The sequence below is a fragment of the Flavisolibacter tropicus genome (assembly GCF_001644645.1).
GTDB lineage: Bacteria > Bacteroidota > Bacteroidia > Chitinophagales > Chitinophagaceae > Flavisolibacter > Flavisolibacter tropicus.
The window spans coordinates 2,510,582-2,526,676 of the sequence record NZ_CP011390.1; the positions used below are offsets into that span (position 1 = coordinate 2,510,582).

A 16,095-nucleotide genomic window follows, 5' to 3' on the forward strand; every position below is an offset into this window, starting at 1 on the left:
ATTAACGTTTAACAAGGTTTGCAAAATCATAAGATACACCCACCATAACACTTCTGGGCTCTGCCAGTTGGTAACTGTATCCAAAAGCACTCTTAGAAGTAATGTAAGAGTAGTAATTGTCAGTAGCATTTAACAGGTTCATCCACACTTCCACACCTTTCCACTGGTAGCCGGCACGCAGGTTCAACACATTATAGCCCTTATACGTTGCCGTGTTTTGTGGATCAACAAAATATTCACCCACATGCTGCACCTCAGCTCCTACACGTAAGCCTTTTACATACGATGGCTTGTACCACACCTCCGTATTATAAAGCCAGTTGGGCGCATTGTTCATCTCGTTGCCGTTGTACTTCACTCCTTTTTCCACATACTCTACAAATTCGTGCTTGCTGTATGCACCACTAAAGCGGAAAGACAGATCTTTTATAGGTGTAGCATTAACGCCTAGCTCAATGCCTTGGTGCAAGGTTTTACCTGCGTTCTGGTTGGCAAAAGAGCCATCATCCAATTTTACTGAAACGATCTCATTGGTACCGCGCAGGCGATAAGCACTGGCATCTGCTGACAGCTTGTTTTTTATCACTTCTACCCAGCCGCCTACTTCGTAATTGTAGAATATAGAAGGATTAAGATAAGGTACTTTCACGCCTGTATACATTTCTGTTACCTGTGGTGGTACAAAGCCTTCTGAGTAGTTAGCATAGATACCAATGCGCGGTGAAAAGTTATATGTAGCACCAATTTTAGGACTCAAGCGTTGGAAGTTATTTACCGTATCTGGAGAACCACTAAAAGCAGATGGCATTAAGTGATTATTAAATTCATAATGAAATAGATCATAACGAAGAGATGCTACCACTCGCAGTTTTTCCAGTGGACTGAATTCCAGGTTAGCAAAGGCCGCGTAGTTATTAATAAGAGTAGTGTAGTCAGTCAAGACACTATCCGTGTTCTGATAACTTACATACTTCCGGCTTAGGGTATCTTTTTTAATGCGGATGTATTGGGCCTTGTAATCAGAAGGACTTAAGTCTACACTCACGCCTCCAATTGCTACAGCGTTCAACCAGTCAAAGCTTTGTTTGTGCTGGCCAATAAATGCATAGCTTTTAAAGCGGCTCGCATTTTCTTCACCATGCGCCAGTTCTTTATTCCCTTTCCATACACCATTCACACGCTTGTAATCATCTTTAATTCGGTAGGCCGGGTTCTGACCAATAGTGTTATCCCTATAGATCAGGGAAGCAGTGGTTTTGCTACGTTCATTCCAATTCTGAGTGAGGGTGCTGCGGTAGCGCAAGGCATCCACCTTCCGATAGGTAAAGGTCTGTGGACTAACAAAACTGCGGGTGGCAAACATAATACTGTCTACACCGCTTGGCATGTCGCTGTAGTACTTTAGCCAGGTTAAACTATTAGAAAGCGTTGTTTTATTTGAAAAGCGATAATCTGCTCTGGCTGTAAATGTGCCCTTATGATAGTCTGTATACTCCATAAAGCTGTTGCGTTTGTCGGCATAGTATCCACTCAAAGCAAAACCCCATTTCCCTTTAGTAATGCTGGACTGCAAATCCGCACGTTTATAGCCTAGATTATTTCCTTGAGCCGATACTTTGAGAACAGGTATGGCTGTGGGTGCTATAGTAATAAAGTTCACTACCCCACCTATTGCTTCACTACCATACAAAGAAGAGGAGGGCCCTTTGATCACTTCAATGTTTTTAGTTGCAGCCATGTTCATCTCCAACAAGGCATTGTGGTTAAACACACCGGTTGTGCGTACGGGGATACCATCTTCCAGGTACAGAAACAGGCTCTTTGTGGTCATAGGCTGACGAATACTCATTTGGTGTTGCTCGTTGCCAAGGTTCACCATGTTTACACCACTTACTTTATTAAGCACCTGGTCGGCAGTAATGGGCTTTGTTTCACGGATGGTACGCTGGTTCAATACGGAAATGGCAATAGGTGCTTCAGCACGTTTTACCGCTTCCCCACGGTTGGCAGATACCACTACTTCTTGCATCAGCGACTGCTGTTGAAAAAGGGAGATCAATTGGACTGGGCTTGCTACAGAAATAACTTGGGGTGTATAACCAATATAACTTACGGTCAATTTCTTGCAGTCGGTACACTTCATTTGAAACTCGCCTGTAGCGCTGGTGGTACATCCACAGGAACAATGTGCATCTGCACAACGAATAGAGGCACCTTCAATTGGTTCCTTCGTGCTGGCGTCAATGATTTTGGCTTTGAAAATAGTTTGGCTGAATACTACTGTACAAATGGATGACATTAGTATAGTAATGCTAATACGATATAAATAAGACACGGCTTATCAGTTTAAGACAATAAATAGTACACGCCCTCTCAACCCGGTTTTCAAACAGGCAGGTAAGCGGTAATTCAGGTAATGGAGGATTTGTTTAGCTTAAACTGTAGCGGGGGGATGAAAAATAGCGTAGGAACGAGTAACAGTATGAGGAACTGGTAACTCTTGATATTCTATAAGCGTTTCAGAAACAGTGGGCTTCTGAAGTGTAGCAAAATGTGCTGAAGCAGAAACAATAAGGCTTTGGTTGCCAGCTCTCAGTTCAGAGCTTTGCTGCTGCTTTTCCTCTTCGGCCAGCTTTTTCATCATCTGGCACTTACCATTACACTTTAGCTTGGGTCTGTTCTTGTTCTCACACAACACCCTGGCTATATAATCCTTATTGATCTGATAGTCCAGCACAATCAGCCATTGGCTAAACGTTTGTGCCAGCAATAGAAGAATCAATATGGGAATTATAACCCGTTTCATTTCAGACACAAATATCCTTTATTACTGATTGATTTAACAAAGCTTTACTCAGCTATTAAGTTGATTTTTATCAGAATTGGCAAAGTTGTAGGACGGTGGATTAGTATCCGCTATGCCTGCCAGATCTTCCCTTCAAAGGTTATTGTATATCTTTAGATTCTTCACTTTTAAGAGCATTTCAGCTCTTTTTATTACGATTTTTCTTTATGAATTAGGGGTGCCAGCCGAGTTAGTATAGGCTTTAATATGGATCATTAGTGAATCTATAGTGGAGATAGACTGCTTTATCTGTGCAGTTGGTACGGACTTACCTACAGAAAACCCACAGACTAGGTACAGACTAGGTACAGACTAGGTACAAGAAACCCACAAGAAAGGTACAGGGCACTACCAAGTTATGAAGGGAAAACTCCACATTCCACTAACCCATACTCAATTCCTATTGCCAGACGGTCATCCTTGCCTGCTACTCCTACGTTCCTTCATAGCCACGCCTTTATCCCTTCATGGTTACTCCGTATAGAATACTAGGTTACTCCGTATGGAAGCCTACTTAACTCCGTATCACCTCCCTACCCCACCCGTACCTTGGCCCGTATCAGGCTATCTACGCACCGTTATAAACTCATAAAAAATAGTATAGAAAAGTGTAATAAGAAGAGTAGAAATAACTCCAGCAGAGAAGACACCAAAGATACAAAATCCAGCCCATCCTCTTCTCCCTAATCCCTAAATCTCCCCAAATCCCGGTTCAAACATTCCCTCTCCGCGGTCTTTTTTGAAGATGATCTTCCAGGCAGCAACGATCAAAAGACCCAGTCCCAGCCAGATAAAGGCGCCGCTAAAGGCAAATACTTTAAATAACGGCTGGCATTTCTGCATCATGATAGAAAAGGCGTCTTTGTTTAGCTTGGAAGCAATCTTTATCAAACCGCTACCTACCAAGGAGGTCCAGAAGAAAATAAGGGCAATATTGGTGATGGCACCGCCTTTAGCAATACAGCCGCGGTAGCGTTCCAGCAGTTGTGGCTTTTGCTGTTGCAGGATATATACCACCGAACCAAACAAAAGCATGGTATTGATACCAATGGTGGTGCCCATAGCATGTGCTACGGTAATGTGGGTACCGTGCGTGTAATAATTGAGTTGTGGTATAGAGATAAGAATAGCAACACCCAGGTTCAAAAAGATCCACCAGTCGGCATAGGATAGAAACTGGAATGGCAGAATATGAAAGTTTTTGCGTGCATTAGAAATGGTCTTGCGCCACTTCAAAAGCAGGTTACCGAAGATCAGCAGCTCTGTCATGCTGATAACATAAGCTACCGTTTTTACCCACGGAGCTGCCGGTACAATATAGGTATGATGCCCCCAGTTGAACAATAGGTTAGTAAAGCCTAAAAAGAAAAAGAAGAAGGCCATGGGCGAACGGCTCATTTTAGTATCTCCCTTCATCTTTTCCATGATGTACATACTGGTACCATATACCAGCATATTCCAGCTACCCACCATTGATCCCAGTGCTTTCCACTGCACGGTAATGTCACGCACTTCGTTGGTGCGGAAGTAATCAAATACCCACAGATAACTTTCGGAGAGGGTTATATAAAAGAAACAGATACCGAGCGTCCAGCTAAAAAAATAAACCGGTGCCTCTTTTAACTGCGGCCTTAGCGTTAGAAAAAAGTTGACAGCAAAGGGCAGCCAGGTAAACGCAATAGCTAAACCTAAAAGCGGTGGAAACTCTAAATATTCCCTTCCGCCAAAAGAACCGTTAAAGAAGGCCACCACAATTGAAAAAGAGGTAAGGGCCTGCAGCAGCCAATGAAGCTTTACGCCACCTTGCCAATACATGTTGCGGTGTACAATTCGAGGTACATAATAATACAACCCACCCTGTGCTGCGGTAAAGATCCAGGAGATAACCAGGTATACGTGTAAAGGACGTGTTTTCTGAAATCCAAATTGGTCTTTTAGAAAAGGTGGTAAAATATATTGCAGGCTGCCGAGCACACCAAATAACAGGCCCATAGCCAGGTAGGAAAGCGCCAACGCCAGAAAGGCCAACGCCATTTTATCCGATGCATAGCCTTGCTGCTTGAGGCTATTAGAAGTTTTAGTCTTTGATAGGGGTAGCGGTTGTGTCAACATACTTCAAGTAAGCAATAAGTGCATCAATCTGTTGGGAGGTAAAATGAAAATTGGGCATTCGGCTGCCACCAGCTTGTAGCATAGCGCGCATATACGCTTCGCCCCTGTTCTTGTCGGAATAAGCAGTGGTGAGCTCTGGGCCCAGGTAGCCGCCAAGCCCGTATATCTGGTGGCAGGCGGTACAGTTGTATTGCTGGTACAGCTGCTTGCCCTCACTAACAACCTGTTGCGTTTCGGCGGCAGGCGTTATAGTGCCTGCCGTTCCTTTTGTATATACTACAAACGAATAGCAGGCATAACTAACAACCAATATAAACAGTAATCGAACGTAAAACATGTAAAAGACTATTTTCAATAACAGAGGGCGTATTTAGTTGGCAGAGGACAGTTGACAGTTGGCAGAGGGTATCCGCTTATTGGCGACTGTCAACTGCCCACTACCAACTGTCCTCTGGTATACATACTGCCTGACAGAAGGTATGCCACGGTTTCACAGTACGTTTACCAATATTAAAGATTCCTAAAACCGTGGCATACCTCTTTATAATTAAAGGTCTTTTTTATTGAATGACCTAGCTGCTATCATTATAGGCACTACAATCCAAATCAGCATAATACCTATTGTATACAATACACCCAAATTACTTCCAAAGAATTCCTTGTAGGTAGCACCAGTATATCCCATCAAAGCGCTCACATCCATTTGCAGCATCAAAAAGATGCGGCCCAAATCAATAGGATTCAAAGAAGACAAGAACAACGTAATCTTTTCCAATGGGTAATCGCTAAAACTGAAAAGCACTAACAATACCAACCCATCATAGATCAAGGCAAAATAGAACCACAACATCAGTGCAAAGCCAATACCCCGGGCTTTGTCTTTCGCTTTCACAGAGGTTAAAAAAGCAATAGAGGTAAAGACCAATGTCAGCAGGCAGCCAATCAGCAATAACGCCAATCCGGTACTATTAAAAGAATACAGCAACACCGGCACGCCCACACCAATGAAGAAAGCGGTTAGTAATGAGGTACTCACGCCAGCAAACTCACTAAACAATACTTTCTTCCGGCTAATAGGCTGCGTCAGCATCAGCTCAATAAACTCGTACGAGTTGTACCAATGTATAGTTGAAAAAACCATGCTGATCAAAGGCACCACAATCAGCACAATATTCAGCAGGCTTAACATAGCCTTACTGGAATTCTCTTCCATTTGGAACAGGCTAAATGATACTGCCAACAAAAAGATGGTGTACGCCACAGTAACCTTGTTTCGAAGTATGTCGTATAGAACGTATTTGGATATTTTGATCATAGTGGTGAGTTGTGAGTGGTGAATGGTGAGTAGAGAAGCTGTAAACTTTGAGCTACGAGCTGCAAGGAGAGAAAGGGCTTATAGAATTTGGGATTTGGAATTTCATTTCGCCTTTCGAATTTCACAATTCGCATTTCCTATTAGTTTGCTATTTTCAAATAAACCGCTTCTCGCTTCTGCATACCTTCTTTCATTACATAAGCTATAGCCTTTCCTAATTTTTCTTCTCCCGTATCCTCCTGTAGTTCCTGCAAGGATTTAAAGAAAACTACCCTGCCATCTTGCAGATACATAATGTCGGTAGTGAGTTCCTCCAGGTCGCTTAGAATGTGAGAAGTAATCAGTATCAGCTTTCCTTTCTTCTTTTCAGCAATTACTTTTTCTTTCAGGATCTCTGAAGCCAGTGGATCCAGGCCTGCTGTTGGCTCGTCCAGGATCAGCACATCAGGATTGAACAGAAAGGCCAATGCGGCACTTACTTTTTGGCGCGTACCTCCAGATAAAGAGCGCATGCTTTTATCCAGCAGTGTATCTAACTTAAACTTGTAATACAGCTCTTCATCCAGCTTGGTGGCATTACCCCGAATATTCTTGATCATTTCAAACACCTGCCCAATCTTCATATTGTCGGGATAGCGACCTATCTGAGGCATATAACCAATCTGCTCACGGTACTTCACATCTGCTGTAACCGGTGTATTGTTAAACAGAATGCTACCGTTATCAGGTTTCACTAGTCCTAATATGGATTTTATCAAGGTGGTCTTGCCAGAGCCATTAGGGCCAATTAGGGAGATCACTTGTCCTTTGTTAAAATCGGCATTTATGTTATTCAGCGCCTGTAGTTTTTTGAAACGCTTTTGGAGGTTTGTAATCTGTATCATAATTGAAAGGGTTTCATGTACGGTTTTTCATCAACAAGGTTTTCTGGGGTCAGACTAGGAATTGCCTTCTCCGCTTTATCGAGCAGTGATACCATAAAACTGCGTAGTAATACCAACGAGTTGGGGTTTTGTTCAATCACCATTGCATACATGCTCACCGGGTGATAAGACACATCTCCCACCCCATCTTTATTCAAATCATAACCTTCATATTTATCCCAGTAATTACTGTAAAAATGGTTCAGCATCATCGTTCCATTGGTGGCTACATCAAATGTGTTGCCCTGGAAGTTGTTGTGATGAAAACTGTTGTCGTCACAACTAGCTTGTACTTTCATAGACCATCCATTAGCAGTAAAGGAGTTCATCTGCACATCTATCCGGCTCGTTCCTTCCATCATAATTCCCACTGTATTTTGATGGAACGTATTCTGAACAATGCGGCTATTTGAAATTTCTTTTAACAGAATACCATAGGCACTCGGTCCCCAGTTCTTGTCAAAGCTATTCTGCAGCATCAGTACATCGTGTGAGTACATAACAGCTACACCGGCACCGTTATCTAAAAAGGTATTACCCACATAGGTATCGTTGTGAGAGAACATGAAGTGCAAACCGTAACGAATGTTCTTAGTACTAAGATTGCTTTTAATAATGGAGTGCGTAACAAACTCAAAATAGATGCCGTCGCGATGACCTTCTATATGGTTGTCGCGGATAAGCATGTTGTTGCACTTCCACAAGTGAATTCCATTGCCGGTTGTTTGTTCTGTTTTGGGCGTCCCCTTGATGGTATTATTGCGAATAATGGAGTAAGAAGTGTTCGCTACGTGAATGGCAAAGTAAGCGTTAGTAATAGTGTTGTTCTCTACAATCACATGGCTGGCATCAATGATTTTAATAGCGGCGTAATCGTTCATGGCTGAATAGCCGGCATTGGCAAACTGGATGCCTTTTACCAATATTGAACTTCCTGCAAGAGTAAGTATCTCATTCTTGTTTTCCCCATCCAACACAGGTTGTCCCACACCAATAAGGCGTATTGATTTTGTGATAACGATGTTACCTTCTTTATACACACCTTTCTGCAACAGTATGGTATCACCATCGTTAGCCTTGTCAATAGCTTTGCGTAAGGAACTGATCACTTCAGATGGCCCTACCACAATGGTACCTGCAAAACTTACTTGCAGCACCAGCAAACAAATTATGGTAATGATACTTTTCACTTTAGAATATTATAAAGGGTGGCCCATTCTGTCACTTTTCCATTAATTTCTGCAGCTTTCTTTTCGGCAGCAGCTTTGTTGTCAAATGCAGCGGCATTACCGCCCATAGGACTTTTCAATTCACTACCCACAACAAACACGGCTGTTTTTGTATCTAAGAAACCTTCATGATTGTTGTAATTAGTAAAAAGTATGCTGCTGACATTACTCATTTCCACCTTACTATCTCTCAGAAAATTGGCCAGGCAATGCACATCGTCAAACTTATACACGCGCCCCTTTTTAGTAACGATCTCACCACCAAACTTTGGATCCATTATCGTCATACGGCAATCATCGCAATTGTCTTTGCCATAGGCAATGGGCTCGGCTTTTGCAGAACAACTAACCAACAAGATGCATAAAGCAGCTGAAGACAAAATGGTAGCATAAGGCTGCGTAGCGGACAGCTTATATTTTCTTGTTTTGCGCCACTCCAGGAACCAAACAATAAACAATACGACACCAACACCAATCACTATCCAACCACCAATATCGGGATAGGAGTATGCATCGAAATTGAGTAGTTTTTTATGTCCAACAACAGGAGGTTGGTAAGAAAGTCCGGGTACCTGAATAGCAGCTTTAGGATCTAAGTTGTGGCCGTAATCATATCCCCATATATAGAAATCAGCCAGTGCAGCAATAGCTGCCAATACAGTGATCATTAAAAAGGAGAATAACAGTTTTCTTTTGCCACTGGCGGCTACGATCAGCCCAAAGACAATAAAGCCTGCAACTATATAACCCAGGTAGCTGAACTCTGGAAACATAGAAGCATTAATATGCTTCATACCAATATAGTGGTTCAAGCCATTGATGATGTCTACCTCACCCGTTATCTTATCCAGCCATATCTGCATGGTCAGCCCCTCCGGGTATTGAGGTGCCTGCAAGAAAATAAACCAAACTGGAATAAAGTAAGTAGCAGCTAAGCTCAAGGAGGCCAGTGCTATGATGATCCGGGAGGTGAGACTCATTCTTTTCATAAAAACAACTTTTAAAAACTTCCGGGAGCTTGACGTCCCGGAAGTTGGCAACGTACAATGAAAAAAGGTTATCCTGGAAGCTGTTTGAGTTAGTTGTTCAGAATTGATTATGCGGGTATTTTGGAGCGAAACGAGGAGGATTTTGCAGCCCTAGTCCAAACGCCTAAGGCGAAAAATCCGACGAAGTTGCAGCCCAAAAGACACCATAAGTAATATCAAATAATTAATTCAAACAGCTTCTTTATTATTTCTGCGGTGGCAGCAATACACCATCAATCACATGAATGATACCGTTAGAAGCTGGTATTGATGCGATAATGGTGGCTGTACCGTTTACTATTATTTTACCATCTTTCTTAGAGATGGTGATATTTCCGCTATTGGCTTGGTTGATTACCTGTCCATCCTGCAGCATTTCCGGCTTGAAAACACCAACAGATACATGGTACTGCAAAATATCCTGCAGCTTAGCTTTGTTCTCGTCTTTCATCAGGCTTTCCAATGCTTCTTTTGGCACTTTTTCAAAAGCTGCATTGGTAGGAGCAAACACGGTAAAAGGGCCCGCGTTGGATAATACATCTACCAGCTCGGCTTGCTTTACAGCCGCTACCAGCGTGGTATGATCTTTAGAGCCCATAGCTACTTTCACTACATCCTTTTGAGATTCATCATCCTGCACGGCTGATTGGCCGGCTGCCGTTGCAGATGGGGCTTCTTCTGACTTAGTGCTGTTTGCCTCTGAAGTATTGCATGCATATAGAAATAGGGCAGCAATGGCAATGGACAGGTTGAATATCTTTTTCATATACATAGTTTGAATAGAGCAGCCCTAGGGAAAGGCTGCTCTATGTGATTACTTATTTTTTAGGAGTAGCATTACCGGCGTTGCCAGCAGGCGTGTTTTCAACAGGTAGATTTTTACCTGTACTAAAGGTTAGTGCTACGTTGCTACCTGCAGGAGATACGCGTACATATCCTTGCATTTCCTGGTGCAATGCAGAACAGAAGTCAGTACAGTAGATTGGGAATACACCGGTTCTATCTGGTACCCATTTCAGGGTTTGTGTTTCACCAGGCATTACCAGTATTTCTGCATTGTTGGCGCCTTTCACTGCAAAGCCGTGTGGCACATCCCAATCCTGCTCCTGGTTAGTTAGGTGGAAGTAAACGACATCACCCATTTTGATACCTTCAATATTATCAGGCGTAAAGTGAGAGCGGATAGCCGTCATTTTCACGTGTACTTCGTTACCCTTGCGCTCTACAGAAGCCTGGCTTTCACCTTTGGCTACATAAGGGTGCTGGTTATCTTCGATCTTATAGATCTTCTGGCTTTTCTTCATTAAGATCTCGGCAGGAATAGACTCCGCATAGTGAGGTTCACCCGTAGTTGGGAAGTCTAATACCAACTTCATCTTATCGCCACTGATATCAAACAGTTGCGCACTTTGTGTTAGCTCTGGACCTGTTGGCAGATAACGATCTTTAGTGATCTTGTTATAAGCCACTACATATTTACCCCAAGGCTTCTTGGTAGGACCGCCAGGAATAGACAAGTGACCAATAGAATAGTAAGTAGGTACGCGATCTAACACTTTCAAGGATTTGATATCCCACTTAACAATCTCAGAAGACACGAAGAATGAAGTATAAGCATTTCCTTTTCCATCAAACTCGGTGTGTAATGGTCCAAGACCTGGTTTCTGTACTTCACCATGCAATACGGCATCGTATTTCAGTACAGGTATGCCATCATAAGTGCCATCGTAGTTTTTATCAGCAATAGCTTTTTGAATTTTATCGAATGAGAATACTGGAATTACAGCAGCCAGTTTACCACTACCTACAATGTATTCACCACTAGGATCGGTATCGCAACCGTGTGGAGATTTTGGACAAGGCATGAAGTAAACTACATCCTGCAGCTCTTTAGGATCCAGCATAAGCACCTCATTAACAAATTCTGAAGTAGCAGTATGCGTTTTTTCGTCCAATACGTTATGTGCATACTTTACTGGCACTTTCTTGCCTTTACCAGCGCGGGCATATTCCTGGGCTTTTTTCCAGTTTACCGCCATGATAAAATCTTTGTCTTTAGCAGAAGCATTCACTTCCAAAAGTGTATTAGCTTTTTCAGAGTTATAGCAGCTAAAGAAGAACCAGTCTTTTGATTTGCCTTTACCCGCACGGGCCAGGTCAAAGTTGATACCAGGCAGCAAAAGCTGGAAGTCAATGTTCATGTGGCCGGTATTTTTATCAATACCAATAAAGCTCACTGTACCCTTGAAGTTGTCTTTATAGGTGTTAATAGGCACGTCGGTATTACCATTATCCATTGGCACGCTAAAGCGGGTACCAGCTACTACATACTCGGTATTTTCTGTAATAAATGGTGAGGAGTGGTTACCTGCACTGTTTGGGATCTCAATGATTTCCTCTGTGCGGAAGGTAGAAAGGTTGATACGGGCAATACGTGGCGTATTGTTGGCATTACCAAATGCCCAGCGACCATCGTGTTGACCATCGGTTGTAGATAAGGCAATGTGGTGCAAATCATCCCAGGGAACAAAGCCATGTGAAGTGTTCAGTAATGGTTTTGTTTCTTCAGAAAAACCATAACCGTTTTCTGGAAATTGAGAGAACACTGGAATAATGCGAAATAAACGGCCAGAAGGCAATCCGTAGATGCTCATTTGGCCGTTAAAACCACCAGACACTATGTTATAAAATTCGTCGTACTTACCAGGAGCTACATAAGCTTTCGCAGCATCACCAGTGGCAGCAGCTTCTGCACTTTTAGGCTTACAGCTGTACATTGTACTTGCCGCAGCCACCACAAGAGCTGTGTTTATTAAAAATTTTGTGGAAGAATGTGACATATAATAGGAGATTAGTTTTTAGAGATGGGAATCGATTATTTTTCACCGTCGTTGCTCCGCATGAACTCTACTATTTTGCGGGCATCTTCTTTCGCTACGTTTTGGTTAGGCATGCGTACTAAACATTGCTCTAATAGCTTTTGTGCTTCAGGATCTTTTTCCAGCATCATATCCGTGTTCATGATCATATTCATGATCCAATGTGGCTGGCGTTTTTTGGTTACGTCTTTCCAACCGGGTCCCACCAGCTTTTCATCTGTCAGTTTATGACAGCTCTGGCATTTCATATCATAGATGCCTTTACCAGCAGAAACCCACTCAGCATTTAAAGGAGAAGTAACCTGTACATCTTCTGGCTTTACTTCATTTCCATGGACCTCTGTTTGAGCAGTAGCTGTTTCTGTTGTGCCTGCTGGTGCACTTGCTGCCGAGCTGGTGCTGTCTGAACAACTTACAAATAGCCCAGACCCTGTTAGAAGAAGTGCCGCGGCAAGCAATAATTTTCTTTTCATACTGAAATTTTAGAGTTTTGTAAAAAAGACCTGCATGTCTTTAATAAGTCAAAAGTATTCCTGTTAAAACCCCTTAACATTGAGTGAGGTCAACCCTAAACATGACATTGCTCAGGTTGGTCGGAAATAACTGGAAATAAATTTGAGCGGTAAACTGGAAAGCCATGCTATTTTCTAAATCATTCAGCTATGCGTTGCGCGGTATTTTATATATCGCTGTTGTGCAGGAAGAAAAACAGCGCGTGCCTTTGGAGGAGATAGCCGATAAAGTAGGCGCCCCAAAGCATTTTATGGGAAAGGTGCTAAAGCGCCTGGTCAAAGAAAATATATTAAACTCAGTTAAAGGTCCCACCGGCGGATTTTATCTTCGAGAAAAAACCCTTTCTACACCCGTTCTTACCATTGTAGCCATCACAGATGGTCTTGCTGGATTTAAGACCTGTGTATTACGTTTTGTTGAATGCAATCTGCAAAACCCCTGCCCTATGCACGCCAAAGTAGAAGCAACCATTAAGGAGTTAAAAGAAATGATTGGAGAAACGACCGTTGGCGAATTACTAACAAACGACAAAGAGCGACTGTTGGCAAGTATTGCTACCGTGAGTTGAGTTCGTATTGTAACTCGAGCAAACAAGAAGCTTTTTTTAACTCAAGGACTGTTTGTACCTGACAGCCATCTTTAAAAGCTATCGAGCAATAACAGCTTATCTATCGTTAAATCCCTGTAATGGTTCATCTATTTTTTGTCGCAATTGTTTTAACTCAAAATCAAATTCTGGGCTACCATTAAAAACCTTGAGTAGATAGCTACTATCCTGAGGTATCAATTTAGAAAAATATTCCCTGCTTGAATCGCCATTTAAATAATAAGTAAAATAAATAGCAAACTTCCACTTATCACCTTTTGCTGAATCTGTCTCTTCGTTTAAAACCCAATAAGAAAGAGCCGTGGCTTTTGTGGTACTATCAAAATGTTTATTTAATACCTTAAGTGCTTTATTAAGTTCTTTAGGAATATCTTTTATTGCTATGTAATTGGATTGCTGCTGGCTTATTAGTTGACCTACCTGTCCATAAAAGAAGATACTAACAGCAATTAACAGGCCGCCTAATTGGCAATAAAACTGCGTCTTGCCTTCTCTACCCTCCTTGTAGAAAAGGACAATAATGAGCATGGATATTAAAAAGGCAGGAACTATAATCAAAAGTGGCAAACACCAAAAAGCAAGCTCAAAAAACGGTTCAACAAAACTTCTAGTAGATAAAGCAGCAAGGGTATAAGAGAATATAATGTCTATTAAAATAACTCTCCAAATGGCCCTTTTAAAGCTTTTCATTGTATAACTGCTAATAGAACAAGCTTGCTAGTGTGGTAGCCAACTCAGTTCTTATTGTTTTGGTTTATGGATGAAAGATAAAGAGAATTGCAATTGCTACTTACATTCACTGCATCTACCTTGCCTCTTCTGCCTAGTCTCCTTTGAATAGCCATTGTGCGACAGTAAGGAACTCCGAGTTAACCAATAAATGAATTTAACTTAAAAGAGCATTTACGACTGTTGCTGAACCGAAGAACCCACATCCACAACATAAACCTGAGAAATGAAACTCGTTGAAAAAGAGAAATGTTTACAGATTGGTTGCAACAAAATCCTGGCTATACATTTTAATCAGATTTCTAACGTTTCTAAATTGCTGCATGATCTCTTCTTCTGTTCCCGTAGCTTTTGCCGGATCAGGAAAATTATAGTGAAACTTGATTGCATTGGAAGGGAAGTAAGGGCATCTTTCTTTCGCATTATCACAAACAGTAATGACAAAATCAAAGTCAATACCCTTATACTCGTTTACATTATTTGAGGTATGCTTAGAAATGTCAATGCCATCTTCTTGCATAATTTGAATGGCTCTTGGATTGACACCGTGCGTTTCTACACCTGCACTATACACTTCTGCTTTATTACCTGCAAAATGCCTTAAGTAACCTTCTGCAATCTGACTTCTACAACTATTGCCAGTACAGAGTACTAGTATCTTTTTCATTTGCTTTGATTATCAAGTTGTGTTTTATAATGTAATACTCTAAAAATTGAGATAGCGAATAAGGCACCTAAAATGGGTGCCAGTATGTATACCCAAAGATGTTCTGTATGTCCTGAAACTAGCGCCGGTGCAATACTTCGAATGGGGTTCATACTTGCGCCGCTTACAGGACCGGCAAACATAGCTTCCAACAAAACGGTTGAGCCAATGGCCAACCCAGCAAACATACCTTGTTCTTTACTGCCTGTTGCTACGTTAATAATTACTAGCATCAGGAAAAAGGTCAGTATGAATTCTAAAACAAAAGATTGGATGGCGGATCCGGCTGGCAACGTGGCACCTAAAGTTTGATTGGAAGGAAATAAATATTTCAAGGTAAGACTTGCCAATATGGCACCAACTGTTTGACTAATAATGTAGGGTAACACTTGCTTTAAAGGGAACCGCTTTGCTACAGTGAATGCAATCGTTACAGCCGGATTCATATGAGCGCCTGAAATACCACCCAGGGCATAAATCATGGCCATAACAATCAACCCGAAAGTAATGGCAACGCCTACATGGGTAATGACACCACCAGACTGCTCATTAATGACAATTGCCCCTGTGCCGCAAAACACAAGAGCAAATGTTCCTAAAACCTCCGCTATGTATTTATTCATTTACTACAAGTGGTTTTTTCATAACGATTGCACTAACAGGGCAAACATAGCTGAATTCTGATGAAGCTTTAACTTCAGTTGGAACTTCTTCTCTTGCAATAGCGTGATAACCATTCTTGCTGAAATACTTATCCGCCGTTTCAGTTAAAAGGTACATATTACTAATACCAGAAGCCGTAGCCTGTTCTTCTAAGGTTCTTACAAGTGTTTCGGCAATGTGCCGGTTGCGGTAATCCGGATGAACCACCATAGAACGCAACAGACCAGATCGACCATATCGTTCCATTCCAATCAATCCTATTACTTTATCGTCATCAACTACTATATAAAAATCGGAAAGCGAACCCGGCAAATCTTCTGAAGGCAACTTATTTGCTTGTAGAAGACTAATTATTTCATAGCGGTGCTGCTCCATGGCGTTGGCTACTTGCATAAACTGAAGTTATTTTAGGTTAAAGGTTAGTTTTAATACTAAACTGTCTTGCACTTCTTCGAATTCTCCACATATCATAAGCAGAGAAGGCTGCTTGATTGCACTTATACTTATTTACCACTTCTTGATCGTCTATATGGTAGATTGTTTGGC

16 protein-coding genes are annotated in these 16,095 nt (G+C 41.8%); 1 reads left to right on the forward strand and 15 read right to left on the reverse strand.

What is annotated here, in order from left to right; translation table 11 throughout:
• Nucleotide 1: 1 nt before the first annotated feature.
• The 11 genes from SY85_RS10515 to SY85_RS10565 form a co-directional block, all read right to left on the reverse strand.
• Entirely contained in the window at nucleotides 2-2,335 is a 2,334-nt protein-coding gene (locus SY85_RS10515; protein ID WP_148661158.1) for a TonB-dependent receptor, read from the reverse strand.
• Nucleotides 2,336-2,434: 99 nt separating this feature from the next.
• A complete protein-coding gene (locus tag SY85_RS10520; protein WP_066404272.1) occupies nucleotides 2,435-2,806 on the reverse strand; it encodes a hypothetical protein in 372 nt (123 codons plus the stop codon).
• Nucleotides 2,807-3,535: 729 nt separating this feature from the next.
• Nucleotides 3,536-4,957 (reverse strand): cbb3-type cytochrome c oxidase subunit I, encoded by a 1,422-nt coding sequence (locus tag SY85_RS10525; protein ID WP_066404273.1) that lies wholly within the window; start codon nucleotides 4,955-4,957, stop codon nucleotides 3,536-3,538.
• Complete coding sequence (locus SY85_RS10530; RefSeq protein ID WP_066404274.1) at nucleotides 4,923-5,294, reverse strand: c-type cytochrome; 372 nt, start codon at nucleotides 5,292-5,294, stop codon at nucleotides 4,923-4,925. Before SY85_RS10530 ends, SY85_RS10525 begins: the two co-directional genes overlap by 35 nt.
• A 210-nt stretch (nucleotides 5,295-5,504) precedes the next feature.
• The gene (locus tag SY85_RS10535) at nucleotides 5,505-6,272 is read right to left on the reverse strand and encodes an ABC transporter permease subunit (protein WP_066404275.1); all 768 of its coding nucleotides are present in this window, start codon (nucleotides 6,270-6,272) and stop codon (nucleotides 5,505-5,507) included.
• Between the two features lie 140 nt (nucleotides 6,273-6,412).
• The gene (locus SY85_RS10540; RefSeq protein WP_066404276.1) at nucleotides 6,413-7,156 is read right to left on the reverse strand and encodes an ABC transporter ATP-binding protein; all 744 of its coding nucleotides are present in this window, start codon (nucleotides 7,154-7,156) and stop codon (nucleotides 6,413-6,415) included.
• The gene (locus SY85_RS10545; RefSeq protein WP_066404277.1) at nucleotides 7,153-8,385 is read right to left on the reverse strand and encodes a nitrous oxide reductase family maturation protein NosD; all 1,233 of its coding nucleotides are present in this window, start codon (nucleotides 8,383-8,385) and stop codon (nucleotides 7,153-7,155) included. The genes SY85_RS10540 and SY85_RS10545 overlap by 4 nt, the downstream gene beginning before the upstream one ends.
• Nucleotides 8,382-9,413, reverse strand: coding sequence for a nitrous oxide reductase accessory protein NosL (locus SY85_RS10550; protein WP_066404278.1), 1,032 nt, complete (start codon nucleotides 9,411-9,413; stop codon nucleotides 8,382-8,384). Before SY85_RS10550 ends, SY85_RS10545 begins: the two co-directional genes overlap by 4 nt.
• Before the next feature lie 244 nt (nucleotides 9,414-9,657).
• A complete protein-coding gene (locus tag SY85_RS10555; protein ID WP_066404281.1) occupies nucleotides 9,658-10,218 on the reverse strand; it encodes a fasciclin domain-containing protein in 561 nt (186 codons plus the stop codon).
• Nucleotides 10,219-10,270: 52 nt separating this feature from the next.
• The gene (nosZ, locus tag SY85_RS10560; RefSeq protein ID WP_066404283.1) at nucleotides 10,271-12,292 is read right to left on the reverse strand and encodes a Sec-dependent nitrous-oxide reductase; all 2,022 of its coding nucleotides are present in this window, start codon (nucleotides 12,290-12,292) and stop codon (nucleotides 10,271-10,273) included.
• A 35-nt stretch (nucleotides 12,293-12,327) separates the two neighbouring features.
• Nucleotides 12,328-12,804 carry a c-type cytochrome gene (locus tag SY85_RS10565; protein ID WP_066404285.1) on the reverse strand — a complete coding sequence of 159 codons (477 nt, stop codon included), beginning with the start codon at nucleotides 12,802-12,804 and terminating at the stop codon, nucleotides 12,328-12,330.
• Nucleotides 12,805-12,968: 164 nt separating this feature from the next.
• Between SY85_RS10565 and SY85_RS10570 the strand changes: the two genes are divergently transcribed.
• Nucleotides 12,969-13,412, forward strand: a complete 444-nt coding sequence (locus SY85_RS10570; RefSeq protein WP_066404287.1) for an RrF2 family transcriptional regulator — start codon at nucleotides 12,969-12,971, stop codon at nucleotides 13,410-13,412.
• A gap of 96 nt (nucleotides 13,413-13,508) precedes the next feature.
• Here the strand turns inward: SY85_RS10570 and SY85_RS10575 are convergent, their stop codons facing one another.
• From SY85_RS10575 to arsN2, 4 genes are all read right to left on the reverse strand, one after another.
• Entirely contained in the window at nucleotides 13,509-14,141 is a 633-nt protein-coding gene (locus SY85_RS10575) for a hypothetical protein (RefSeq protein WP_066404291.1), read from the reverse strand.
• A gap of 292 nt (nucleotides 14,142-14,433) precedes the next feature.
• Entirely contained in the window at nucleotides 14,434-14,847 is a 414-nt protein-coding gene (locus tag SY85_RS10580; protein WP_066404293.1) for an arsenate reductase ArsC, read from the reverse strand.
• Nucleotides 14,844-15,509, reverse strand: coding sequence for an MIP family channel protein (locus SY85_RS10585; protein WP_066404297.1), 666 nt, complete (start codon nucleotides 15,507-15,509; stop codon nucleotides 14,844-14,846). The genes SY85_RS10580 and SY85_RS10585 overlap by 4 nt, the downstream gene beginning before the upstream one ends.
• Nucleotides 15,502-15,942 (reverse strand): arsenic resistance N-acetyltransferase ArsN2, encoded by a 441-nt coding sequence (gene arsN2, locus SY85_RS10590; RefSeq protein WP_066404298.1) that lies wholly within the window; start codon nucleotides 15,940-15,942, stop codon nucleotides 15,502-15,504. Before arsN2 ends, SY85_RS10585 begins: the two co-directional genes overlap by 8 nt.
• Nucleotides 15,943-16,095 lie beyond the last annotated feature (153 nt).